Source organism: Bacillus thuringiensis (assembly GCF_001455345.1).
In the GTDB taxonomy this organism is placed as follows: domain Bacteria; phylum Bacillota; class Bacilli; order Bacillales; family Bacillaceae_G; genus Bacillus_A; species Bacillus_A thuringiensis_N.
The window spans coordinates 555,685-569,084 of sequence record NZ_CP013274.1; the positions used below are offsets into that span (position 1 = coordinate 555,685).

Sequence of the window (13,400 nt, forward strand, 5' to 3'; positions counted from 1 at the left end):
AAATATGTACATTAATTCATTTATGAAAACGGATTCATAAATATGTTGTACAGTTGGTTGTAAGGAGAGGGGAAACTATGGCAGAACAGACAGTCCGTGTAACCGTAGATGGTAAAGAATATTCAGCATCAGGTGAAAAGACAATACTACAATTATTTAATGAGAGTAATTTGGAACATCCTCAAATTTGTCATGTACCAGAAGTAGATCCAATTCAAACTTGTGATACATGTATTGTAGAAGTAGATGGGAAGTTAATGCGTGCTTGTTCAACGAAGCTCGAGAACGGTATGCATATTGAAAGACAGTCACAGCGTGTAAAAGAGGCGCAGACTGAGGCGATGGATCGAATATTAGAGAATCATTTATTGTATTGTACCGTATGTGATAACAATAACGGTAATTGTAAGGTTCATAATACAGTACATATGATGGGAATTGAAGAACAGAAATATCCGTATGAGCCGAAAGTAAGTGCTTGTGAAGTGGATATGTCCCATCCGTTTTATCGGTATGATCCAAATCAATGTATTGCTTGTGGACAGTGTGTAGAAGTATGTCAAAACTTACAGGTCAATGAAACTATATCGATAGACTGGAGCTTAGATCGTCCGCGTGTTATATGGGACAATGGTGTAAGCATAAATGACTCGTCTTGTGTGAGTTGTGGGCAGTGTGTAACAGTATGTCCATGTAATGCGTTAATGGAAAAATCAATGTTAGGTGAAGCTGGATTCATGACAGGATTAAAACCAGATGTGTTAGATCCGATGATTGATTTTGTAAAGGATGTAGAGCCCGGATATAGTAGTATTTTAGCGGTTTCAGAAGTAGAGGCTGCGATGCGTAAGACGAAAGTGAATAAAACAAAAACAGTTTGTACATTTTGTGGTGTCGGTTGTTCATTCGAAGTATGGACGAAAGATCGTCAAATTTTGAAAGTGCAACCTGTTTCAGATGCACCAGTTAATGGCATTTCCACATGTGTAAAAGGTAAATTTGGATGGGACTTTGTAAATAGTGAAGATCGAATTACGAAGCCATTAATTCGCCAAGGAGATATGTTTGTTGAAGCTACTTGGGAAGAGGCTCTTGAGGTTGTTGCTTCTAACATGCAGCACATTAAATCAGAATACGGCAGTGATGCATTTGGATTTATTTCTTCTTCGAAAGTAACGAATGAAGAAAATTACCTTATGCAAAAACTAGCTCGTCAAATATATGGAACGAATAATGTAGATAACTGCTCGCGTTATTGTCAATCTCCAGCGACAGACGGTTTATTTAAAACTGTCGGTATGGGCGGGGATGCTGGAACAGTGAAAGATATAGCTGAAGCAGGTCTTGTTATTATCGTTGGTGCGAATCCAACAGAAGGACATCCTGTACTTGCTACGAGAGTAAAACGTGCTCATAAATTACACGAGCAAAAACTGATTGTAGCAGACCTTCGTAAACATGAAATGGCAGAGCGTGCGGATTTATTTATTCATCCGCGCCAAGGAACGGATTACGTATGGCTTGCTGGTATTACGAAATATATTATTGATCAAGATTGGCATGATAAAAAGTTCATAGCTGAAAACGTAAAGAATTTTGATGAATATAGCAAAATGGTAGAAAAGTATACGCTTGATTACACAGAAGAAATTACGGGGATTTCAAAAGAAAATCTGAAAGAAATGGCTCGTATGGTATATGAAGCAGATGGTACTTGTGTACTTTGGGGAATGGGTGTAACTCAAAATACAGGAGGAAGTACAACGTCCGCTGCAATTTCAAATTTACTGCTTGTTACGGGTAACTATCGTCGTCCTGGTGCAGGAGCATATCCATTACGCGGACATAATAACGTACAAGGCGCTTGTGATATGGCAACATTACCAAACTGGCTTCCAGGTTACCAAGCAGTTTCAGATGATGCGCTCCGTGCGAAATTTGAAAAAGCATACGGTACTACAATTCCGAAAGCACCAGGGTTAAATAATATTGCAATGTTACTTGCGGCAGATGAAGGAAAGCTACGTGGTATGTATGTTATGGGTGAAGAAATGGCTTTAGTCGATTCAAATGCGAACCATGTGCAACATATTTTAGCGAATTTAGACTTCCTTGTTGTTCAAGATATGTTCTTGTCAAAAACAGCTCGTTTTGCTGATGTTATTTTACCAGCGGCACCAAGCTTAGAAAAAGAAGGAACGTTTACGAATACTGAACGCCGCATTCAAAGATTATATGAAGTGTTGAAACCGCTTGGTGATTCAAAGCCAGACTGGTGGATTTTACAAAAAGTAGCTCGTGCCCTTGGCGGGGATTGGAATTATGAAAGTCCAAGTGAAATCATGGATGAAATTGCATCGCTTGCACCTTTATATTCTCAGGCAACATACGATCGTTTAGAAGGATGGAATAGTTTATGTTGGGGTAGCCATGATGGTAGCGATACACCGCTATTATATGTGGACGGATTTAACTTCCCGGATAAACTAGCTCGTCTATCATTAGATGAATGGGTACCACCGGTTGTAGCGCCAGATGAGTATGATTTACTTTTAAATAATGGACGTATGCTAGAACATTTCCATGAAGGGAATATGACGAATAAATCGGCTGGTATTTTATCTAAAGTATCTGAAGTGTTCGTTGAAATCTCGCCTGAACTTGCTCTAGAGCGCAATGTGAAAGATGGTGGTCTTGTAGAATTAGCATCACCATTTGGAAAAATTAAAGTACAAGCGCTTATTACTGATCGTGTAACGGGGAAAGAGCTATATTTACCGATGCATGCAACGGTAAATGAAGAGGCAATCAATATTTTAACTGGAACGGCGACAGATCTTTATACGTGTACACCAGCGTACAAACAAACGATGGTAAAGATGCGTGTACTACGTGAAAAAGGGAATCGTCCGTTACCATCTTCAAACCCGAGAGATAAAAAGCGTAATCCGCAAAATGGTGTTGAAATCGAGCAAAAGTGGCAAAGAAAACAATACGTATCACTTGTGGACTAGGGGGCGGAGATAGTGGCAAAAGAAATTACTTTAATTAAAAAGAAAGTTGTAACAGAGGAAGAACAGAAACAGCAAGTAGCAGATGAACTGCTAAATGAGCTATCTAATAATCGTGAAGCAGTAGAAGAAACAATGCAGCTGTTAGCACAGTTGCAGAAGGCTGGTATATTAGATGCGGCGATTAGTTTACTTGCTGCGAAGGAAGATGTTTCAAAAATTGCTGTGGAGCAATTAAATCGTGAACACGTTAAAAACGCGTTAAATAATATGATGGGGGCAGGAGAAGCGTTATCTTCAGTTGACCCAGAAGTAACGAAGCAAATCACATCGAGTTTAGTCACTGGATTGCAATTTGCAACAGATGAATTAAATAGTGGTAAAAAAACAAAAGTGATGGATTTCTTTAAAGTGTTAAAAGATCCAGATATCAATAGAGCCATTACATTCGGTTTTAGCTTCTTGAAAGCATTTGGGCAAGGGTTAGAGAAAAAATAGAGTAGATGAAAAAAGTGATGGGGAGTAACCATCACTTTTTTCATTGTATGTATAAGAGTGTTCATGTTAAGCGGAATATATTATTATTAAAAAGATGGATTAGAAATGGAAATGTGGAATCCATCTCAAATATCGTTTTAGAATGTGGAGGAATATATGCAACACCGTAAAAGACTATCTATACCAGGAGTAATTGGACATTCCTTTCAAACAGTTAGATTTGCTTTTTGGAATGTATTAACCTTTCAACTTGCTTATAAATTATTAGCAGCGATTGTATTTGTCCCGCTATTTGGGATCATTTTTAATAAGTTATTGTATTTTGGTGGTTATGCAAATGCGACGAATGATGAATTATTAGCGTTTTTAAAGACGCCATATGGCATATTGGCAATCGTAATTTTATCATTGTTAGCATTGTTTCTTATCTTTACGGAATTTGCGGTGCTTATTATTATTTCGTACTTTGCTCATAAAAGGCAAAAGGTGAGATTACGTCCGATTTTGTATAAAACAGTAACGTATTTACCTTCCCTTTTTACATATTGCTTACCAGGATTTGTTTTGTACGCAGTTGTGTTATTACCACTATTAAGTACGGGGTATAAATCTGCATTGATTCCTGAGATTCAAATTCCTAATTTTATTACAGGTGAACTATTTAAGACAACGATGGGTCAAGTTGGATATTATGCTTTCTTTGCTGTAGTTGCCTATTTAAATCTTCGTTGGATCTTTGTTTTACCTATCATTGTTTTAGAGGAAAAGCCGTTCCGCACCGCAGCACGAAAAAGTGCAAACTTAGTAAAAGAAAGCTTTTTTAAAGTATTATTCTTTTTAGTAGGTTTTTTCATATCTGTAGGAATTGTCTTTCTTTTATTTATGGGAATTTATTTACTTTGTCTGTGGGGAATATATGAATTTACAAACCCAGCAGGGACATTTGCATTATTAGCGGAATCAACAATGTCTGTGTTTTTAACGAGTACATTGTATTTATTTAGTTTTATCGTGACACCCTTTTATATTATGGCAATTACGCGATTGTATTTACAAAAGGTTCCAGTTGAAGATGTTTTATTAGAAGAAGGATTAGATTATTCGAAAACGAAAGCAGATAAATGTTTCTTCCAAAAACATCGTTGGAAATTTATTGGCGTATATATTGTAGGAATTATTACTGCGGGAATGGTTGTTGCATTCATTGTGACCTTTATTACAAACACGTATAAAGAACCAATTATTATGGCGCACCGCGGGTATATATCAAAAGGAGTAGAAAATACGAAAGAAGCCATTCAAGGTGCTATTGATGCAAAAGCAGACTACGCTGAAATTGATGTACTGCAAACAAAAGACGGTGAATTAGCAGTTATACATGATTTGAAGTTAAAACGTCTTGCTAATGCTAATGTTCATGTGTCAGATTTAACGATGGATGAGTTAAGGCAGCTTACTCTTAGTCAAGATGGGTTTTCAGGACAAATAAGTACACTTGATGAGATCATTAAGTTGGCAAAGGGAAAAATCAAACTCAATATTGAAGTGAAGCTTCATGGGGGCGAAAAAGATTTCGTAAACAAAGTATTAAAAGCAATTAAAGATAATGAATTTGAGAAACAATGTATCATTCAAACGTTACACTATCCGCTTATTAAAGAGTTTAAGCGTGCAAATCCAGATATAAAAGTAGGATATATATTGTATGCGAGTAGAGCTAACTTAAAAAATGTGAAGGCGGATTTTTATGTAGCAGAAGAATACATGCTAAATAAGAAATTAGTAAAAGAAGCAAGGAAGTTAAACAAGCCAATTTACGTATGGACGGTAAATGATATGGAAAGCTTACAGGGATATTATAAATTAAACGTAGATGGTATCATTACCGACTATCCTGAAGATGCACGTGAAACAATTAAGATGTTAAAAGAGCAAGAGGCGGAAGAAAGTGATCTGATTGATAAAATTACTGAAACAACAGATGATTTATTTTCCAAGCTATTTATAAGTTATCCAGCTGCTAGCTAAATGCTAGCAGCTGTTTTTTTTATGAAAAGAATATATCCCTAAAGTATTGTGTAAATTAATAACTGTATATGTATACGTCATCATTAGGGTTTCTTACATTGTTACATTATTGTCAAATAATAAATAGTCGATACTTATTTTGGAAGAGTATAATAAAAATAGAGTGATAGATAGTGGGATGAAACGAGAACCCTAATAGAATCAATGTTTTATATATTTACACTATTCTAAATATATAAACTTTAAAAAAATGGTATGTTAGCGTTTTCATAACTTTTAAGTTATGCTAGAATAAGGACATAAGTTATTAATTATTACAAAAAGAAAAAAGACTTTCTTTTTTCTGTTAATTATAAGGGGGCATTTCATTATGCGTATTGGGGTACCAGCAGAAATTAAAAACAACGAAAACCGTGTGGCAATGACACCAGCAGGTGTTGTACATTTAATTCGTAACAATCACGAAGTATTCATTCAAAAGGGTGCAGGTTTAGGATCTGGTTTCACAGATGCTCAGTATGTTGAAGCGGGAGCGAAAATTGTTGATACAGCTGAAGAAGCTTGGAACATGGAAATGGTTATGAAAGTTAAGGAACCAATTGAAAGCGAATACAAACACTTCAGCGAAGGTTTAATCTTATTCACATATTTACATTTAGCTCCAGAACCAGAATTAACAAAAGCATTAATCGAAAAGAAAGTTGTTTCTATTGCATATGAAACAGTACAATTAGAAAACCGTTCTCTACCATTACTTGCACCTATGAGTGAAGTAGCTGGTCGTATGGCTGCACAAATTGGTGCACAATTCCTTGAGAAAAACAAAGGCGGTAAAGGTATCTTACTTGCAGGTGTTCCAGGGGTTAAACGTGGTAAAGTAACAATCATCGGTGGTGGACAAGCTGGTACAAATGCTGCTAAAATTGCAGTTGGACTAGGTGCGGATGTAACAATCATCGACTTAAGTGCAGAACGTCTTCGTCAATTAGATGACATTTTCGGAAATCAAGTAAAAACTTTAATGTCTAATCCTTACAATATTGCAGAAGCTGTAAAAGAGTCTGATCTTGTAATCGGTGCAGTATTAATCCCAGGTGCAAAAGCGCCAAAACTTGTAACAGAAGAAATGATTCAATCAATGGAACCAGGTTCTGTTGTTGTAGATATCGCGATTGACCAAGGTGGTATTTTCGAAACAACTGACCGTATTACAACTCATGATAACCCAACTTACGAAAAACACGGCGTTGTTCATTATGCAGTTGCAAACATGCCAGGTGCGGTTCCACGTACATCAACTCTTGCATTAACAAACGTAACAGTACCATATGCAGTACAAATTGCTAACAAAGGCTACAAAGAAGCTTGCCTAGGCAACGCTGCATTACTAAAAGGTATTAACACATTAGATGGCTATGTAACATTCGAAGCAGTTGCAGAAGCTCACGGTGTAGAGTACAAAGGTGCTAAAGAATTACTAGAAGCAGAAACAGTATCTTGCTAATAAAAGCATTATACAAAACAAAATCGAACAATATATAAAACAACATGATAAGAGCTAAGAGATAATACCTCTTAGCTCTTCTTGGTAAAAGGGGGCATTCATCGTGGCCAACCTATTTAAAAAGAAATCCGTTACGCAATTGTTAGGGGAAAGTAAAAGTAAAACTTTAACGAAAACGCTAGGGGCATTTGACCTAACAATGCTAGGGATTGGTGCGATAATTGGTACAGGAGTTCTAGTATTAACTGGATTAGTAGCCGCAAGAGATGCTGGTCCAGCAGTTATTTTTTCATTCATGATTGCAGCAATTGTTTGTGGATTTGCAGCTTTATGTTATGCAGAAGTTGCATCTACACTTCCTGTTTCAGGTAGTGTGTACACATATTCGTATGCAACAATTGGTGAGTTTGTTGCCCATTTAATGGGATGGACATTGTTATCCGTATATGTCGTAACGACTGCCGCAGTAGCTGGTGGATGGACGGGTTATTTCCATAACTTAGTGAGTGGATTGGGACTTGAAATTCCCAAAGCATTGCTAACGATTCCAGCACAAGGTGGTATGGTAAACTTACCAGCAGTTATTGTTACGTTGGTGATAACTTGGTTATTATCACGAGGTACGAAAGAAAGTAAACGTGTGAATAACATAATGGTATTAATTAAAATTGGTATTGTTGTTTTATTCATTGCAGTTGGTGTATTCTACGTGAAACCAGAAAACTGGATACCATTTGCACCTTACGGTTTAAGTGGAGTGTTCGCCGGAGGAGCAGCAGTATTCTTTGCTTTCTTAGGATTTGATGCATTAGCAACTTCTGCTGAAGAAGTAAAAAATCCGCAACGTGATTTGCCGATTGGTATTATTGCTTCGTTGGTTATTTGTACAATCATTTATGTTGTAGTTTGTCTTGTTATGACAGGTATGGTTTCTTATAAGGAATTAGATGTACCAGAAGCTATGGCATATGTACTAGAGGTTGTAGGACAAGATAAAGTAGCAGGTGTAATTGCTATTGGAGCTGTAATCGGTATTATGGCTGTAATTTTCGCTTACATTTATGCAACAACTCGTGTATTCTTCGCAATGAGCCGTGATGGGTTATTGCCAAAATCTTTCGCGAAAATTAACAAGAAGACTGAAGCACCAACATTTTCAGTTTGGTTAACAGGAATTGGTAGTGCTTTAATTGCTGGATTTATCGATTTAAAAGAATTGTCGAATTTAGCGAATATTGGAGCGTTATTAACATTCGCTATGGTGGGTGTAACTGTTATCATTCTTCGTAAAACGCATCCGAAATTACAACGTGGATTTATGGTACCACTTGTACCGATCTTACCGATTATTTCAATTGCGTGTTGTCTATTCTTAATGGTAAATTTACCGTTAACAACATGGATATACTTCGGTATTTGGTTAGCAATTGGAGTAGTTGTATACTTTGTATATTCGAAAAAGCATAGTCATTTAAAAGACGATGGAAGTTCGCAGGATAATTTAGAACAAGCTAATTAAAAGCTTAATTAAAAGGGATATAAGTATAGTAAGCCTTGTGCGTCTAGGGAACGCGCAAGGCTTTTTCTTTTGTGCAAAGTGGACATCCTTTTTTGTATGAGAATGTAATGGATGTAGAAAATATGTGTAGCTCTTTTTTAAATGTGAACGAAATGTTCAAAAAAATGTATTAGATTTCATTGACACATATGAATGGACGCTCATATAATAAAGGTATAAGATATATGAATGATTGTTCATATGTTCAAATAAAGAGGTGAGCTATAATGGCTGGAAATAAAGTAGAAACACCACAAGAGACATGTTCTCAAACGATAATTCATGAAGAAGTTGTAGAGCAAGTAAAACAAACAATTCCAACTGATGAAAGTTTAAGTAAAGTAGCAGAACTATTTAAAGTATTAGGTGACCGTACACGTACGAGAATATTACATGCGTTATTTGAAGCTGAAATGTGCGTTTGTGATTTAGCTTATTTATTAGGAATGACACAATCATCTATTTCGCATCAGCTTCGTGTGTTAAAGCAAGCGAAACTTGTGAAGAATCGTAAAGAAGGAAAGGTTGTTTATTATTCGTTAGCTGACCAGCACGTAATTCATATCTTCGAGCAAGCGTTTGAACACGTAAACGAAGAAGAATAAAAAGAACGCGAGGAGGGAGAACGATGGCTGAAGCATTAGTGAAAAAGAAACTGATGTTAGAAGGTTTAGATTGTGCGAATTGTGCAATGAAAATTGAAAAAGGTGTTGGAAATATAGAAGGAGTGAATTCTTGCTCTGTAAACTTCGCAACAAAGACAATGATCTTAGAAACAGCACAAAATAAAGAAAACGAAGTTGTTACGGAAGCAAAACAACTCGTTACAAAATTAGAACCGCATATTAAAGTGCAAGAAGAACAAAAAAATAAAATTGCTAAAGAAGTATTTATATTAGAAGGTTTAGATTGCGCGAACTGTGCAATGAAAATTGAAAATAAAGTGAAGGAAATGCCAGCTGTCTCAGAAGCAACTGTTGATTTCGTATCGAAGAAACTACGAGTAGAAGTTGCGAATAAAAGAGAACTAGAAGCGACTGTAGCAAATATAACAAATGTCGTTCAAAAGTTAGAGCCAGATGTGAAAGTTGTTCGTGAAGAGAAGAACGGTCATGACCACGGACATAGTCACGATCATGGTGAAGCAAACGTGAAAAAGATGGTAGGGAGATTAGTGGTCGGCGGAATTTTGACAGCAATTGCTGCATTAGCGGGCTTACCACAAATGGTAACAATTCCGTTATTCGTCCTTGCTTATTTATTAATAGGTGGAGATATCGTTTGGAGAGCGGTAAGAAACATAACTCGTGGCCAAGTATTTGATGAAAACTTCTTAATGGCAATTGCAACTGTAGGAGCTTTTGCAATTCAGCAATATTCAGAAGCTGTAGCAGTAATGCTATTTTATCAAGTAGGAGAACTATTCCAAAGTATTGCGGTAAATCGTTCTCGAAAATCAATCACTTCATTAATGGATATTCGTCCTGATTATGCGAATGTAAAGGTTGGAAATGAAACGAAACAAGTATCACCAGAAGATGTACAAATTGGCGATTATATTATCGTTAAGCCAGGTGAGAAAGTACCGTTAGATGGAAAAGTAATTGAAGGAACATCAATGGTAGATACTTCAGCATTAACTGGTGAATCTGTACCACGTGAAGTTGAAGTTGGAAATGATGTATTAAGTGGCTTTGTGAACCAAAACGGTGTATTAACAATTGAAGTTACAAAAGAATTCGGTGAATCGACTGTATCAAAAATTTTAGATTTAGTTCAAAATGCAAGCAGTAAAAAAGCACCAACGGAAAACTTTATTACGAAGTTTGCACGTTACTATACTCCAGTTGTAGTTATTACAGCGGCGATCATGGCGTTTATTCCACCACTTATTTTAGAAGGAGCTACATTCTCTGAGTGGATTTATAGAGCTTTAGTGTTCTTAGTAATCTCTTGTCCATGTGCGTTAGTTGTATCTATTCCTCTTGGATTCTTTGGAGGTATTGGTGGTGCATCTAAAAGTGGTGTGTTAGTAAAAGGAAGTAACTATTTAGAAGCTTTAAATGATGTAAAATATATTGTTTTTGACAAAACAGGAACATTAACAAAAGGTGTTTTTAAAGTTACAAAAATGGAACCGAGCGAAGGTATTACAAGTGAAGAGTTATTAGAGTATGCGGCATTTGCTGAAGTATATTCTAACCATCCGATTGCCCAATCTATTCGAAAGGCATATGGAAAATCAATTGATGAAAAAATAATCGATGATTATAACGAAATTTCTGGTCACGGTACAGTCGTAAAAGTACAAGGAAAAGAAATTTTTGCAGGTAATGCAAAATTAATGAGAAAAGAAAATATTGAATTTAAACAACCAGAAACAGTAGGTACATTAGTTCACGTTGCTGTAGATGGAAAATATGCAGGTTATATTGTTATCTCTGATGAGGTAAAAGAGGATTCGAAACAAGCGATTCAAAAGTTAAAAGAACTAGGTATTAAAAAGACAGTAATGTTAACTGGTGATGCAAAACCAGTTGGTGAAGCTGTCGGTAAAGAGTTAGGCTTAGATGAAGTTCATGCGGAATTACTACCGCAACAAAAAGTAGAAGAGATTGAAAAAATTGATGCAGCGAAGCACGGAAAAGAAAAAATTGCCTTCGTTGGTGATGGTATTAACGATACACCAGTATTAGCCCGTGCAGACGTTGGTATTGCGATGGGTGGTTTAGGATCAGATGCAGCAATTGAAGCGGCAGACATCGTTATTATGACTGATGAGCCTTCAAAAATTGCGACAGCTGTAAAAATTGCAAAACGCACAAGAAGTATAGTTTGGCAAAATATCATCTTTGCCTTAGGTGTAAAAGGGATTGTTTTATTACTTGGTGCTTTCGGTATTGCAACAATGTGGGAAGCAGTTTTCTCAGATGTTGGTGTGACACTACTGGCAGTATTAAATGCAATGCGTGTACTAAGAGTGAAAGATTTATAAAAAAGAGGACGCAACCTGCGTCCTCTTTTTTAGGTTATTCTGTTGAAATTGACTCAATAAAATAATAACAAATATTATTTTATAAATAAATAACTTAATATTTAAATTTACAAATAAAAAATATTTGTCTTATTATTTTAATATATTTTTCACAAAGATATATAGCATTGAAAAAACAGAGAAGGAGGAGCTTCTCTGTTTTATTTTTGTATATTTTTTTCAACTTGTTCTCGAACAGTTTGAATGTAATTCATTTTATGATCCCAGCATTCTTGACTTAAATCGACAGGGTACTCTTCGGGATTTAAAGTTCGCATATATTCTTCCCAAAATAGTGCGAGACTCTGTTCATTATATTTTTGAATATCTAATATGCCAGGTAATTCATATGTTCTTTCACCGTTAACGAAAATATCTTTATGCAGTTCGCGTGCTTCAAAGTTTGTTACAAATTTACTTATATACGTGTGAACAGGATGAAACATTTTTAAGCGTTCTTCTTTTCCAGGTTCTTCAGAATCTAACGCAATATAATCGCCTTCTGCATGATCGTTCACTCGATTGATAATGCGATAAATACGCTTAAGTCCTGGAGTGGTAATTTTTTCAGGGTTAGATGAAATTTTAATTGTATCATTTAATTTTCCATCAGTATCTTCAATCGCAACTAGTTTATAAACAGCCCCTAACGCTGGTTGCTCAAAGGACGTAATTAATTTTGTTCCAACGCCCCATACATCAATTTTTGCTCCTTGAGATTTCAAGTGCATAATTGTGTATTCATCTAAATCGCTAGAAGCAATAATTTTTGTATTTGTAAACCCAGCTTCATCTAGTAGTTTTCTTGCTTTTTTAGATAAATAAGCCATATCCCCACTATCAAGGCGAATTCCGTAAAAATCGATACGATCTCCAAACTCCTTCGCAACGCGAATTGCATTTGGAACACCAGATTTCAAAGTGTCGTATGTATCGACAAGAAACACACACTTTTTATGTGTCTCAGCATATTTTTTGAAAGCAACATATTCATCGCGATATGCTTGAACGAAAGAGTGAGCATGTGTACCGGCTACAGGTATTCCGAAGCGTTTCCCAGCTCGTACGTTGCTTGTAGATGAAAAACCACCAATAAATGCAGCACGTGTGCCCCAAAGAGCGGCATCGAACTCATGGGCACGTCTTGTACCAAACTCTAAAAGTTCATCATTATTTGCAGCGTGCTTCATACGAGCCGCTTTTGTTGCAATTAATGTTTGGTAATTCACAATGTTTAATAGGGCAGTTTCAATAATTTGTGCTTCGCCGAGTGGTGCATCAACACGTAATAAAGGCTCGTTATTAAATACAACTTCACCTTCTTGCATACTTCGAACTGTCCCAGTGAATTTCATATTTTGTAAATAATGAAGAAATTCTTCTTCAAATTGTAACTCTGCTAAATAAGCGATATCGCTTTCGGTAAAGCTGAAGTTTTCTATGTACTCCACAATTTTTTCAAGACCAGCAAAAACAGCGTAACCGTTCTCAAATGGAAGTTTTCGAAAGTATAAATCAAACACCGAGCGGCGATTATGAATACCATCTTTCCAATATGTATAAGCCATATTAATTTGATATAAATCTGTATGTAAGGCATAGCTATCGTCTTTATAATAAGTCATCGCGAAAACACCTCCATAATTTGGTTATAGTATACCAATTTTTCACCGCTCGTAGCAAAGAATGGATATGGAAGTAGAGTCAAGAGGGAAAAAAATGAAATAATGCATATTTTTTAGAAAATTAACATTTATCAATTTATAT

8 protein-coding genes are annotated in these 13,400 nt (G+C 36.0%); 7 read left to right on the forward strand and 1 reads right to left on the reverse strand.

Annotated features, from left to right (window positions below):
- The first annotated feature begins 77 nt into the window (after positions 1-77).
- The 7 genes from fdhF (at position 78) to ATN06_RS03120 (ending at position 11,594) form a co-directional block, all read left to right on the forward strand.
- A complete protein-coding gene (gene fdhF / locus ATN06_RS03090; RefSeq protein WP_060629491.1) occupies positions 78-3,014 on the forward strand; it encodes a formate dehydrogenase subunit alpha in 2,937 nt (978 codons plus the stop codon).
- A 12-nt stretch (positions 3,015-3,026) separates the two neighbouring features.
- A complete protein-coding gene (locus tag ATN06_RS03095) occupies positions 3,027-3,509 on the forward strand; it encodes a helical membrane plugin domain-containing protein (protein WP_060629492.1) in 483 nt (160 codons plus the stop codon).
- Positions 3,510-3,665: 156 nt separating this feature from the next.
- Positions 3,666-5,537, forward strand: a complete 1,872-nt coding sequence (locus ATN06_RS03100; RefSeq protein ID WP_060629493.1) for a glycerophosphoryl diester phosphodiesterase membrane domain-containing protein — start codon at positions 3,666-3,668, stop codon at positions 5,535-5,537.
- A gap of 370 nt (positions 5,538-5,907) precedes the next feature.
- Entirely contained in the window at positions 5,908-7,041 is a 1,134-nt protein-coding gene (gene ald, locus ATN06_RS03105) for an alanine dehydrogenase (RefSeq protein ID WP_060629494.1), read from the forward strand.
- Positions 7,042-7,144: 103 nt separating this feature from the next.
- Positions 7,145-8,560, forward strand: coding sequence for an amino acid permease (locus ATN06_RS03110; RefSeq protein WP_029437415.1), 1,416 nt, complete (start codon positions 7,145-7,147; stop codon positions 8,558-8,560).
- Positions 8,561-8,826: 266 nt separating this feature from the next.
- Positions 8,827-9,204: an ArsR/SmtB family transcription factor gene (locus ATN06_RS03115; RefSeq protein WP_000918378.1), complete on the forward strand. Its 378-nt coding sequence runs from the start codon at positions 8,827-8,829 to the stop codon at positions 9,202-9,204.
- A gap of 23 nt (positions 9,205-9,227) precedes the next feature.
- Positions 9,228-11,594 carry a heavy metal translocating P-type ATPase gene (locus tag ATN06_RS03120; RefSeq protein ID WP_060629495.1) on the forward strand — a complete coding sequence of 789 codons (2,367 nt, stop codon included), beginning with the start codon at positions 9,228-9,230 and terminating at the stop codon, positions 11,592-11,594.
- A gap of 200 nt (positions 11,595-11,794) precedes the next feature.
- Here the strand turns inward: ATN06_RS03120 and ATN06_RS03125 are convergent, their stop codons facing one another.
- Entirely contained in the window at positions 11,795-13,258 is a 1,464-nt protein-coding gene (locus ATN06_RS03125; protein WP_060629496.1) for a nicotinate phosphoribosyltransferase, read from the reverse strand.
- Between the last annotated feature and the right edge of the window lie 142 nt (positions 13,259-13,400).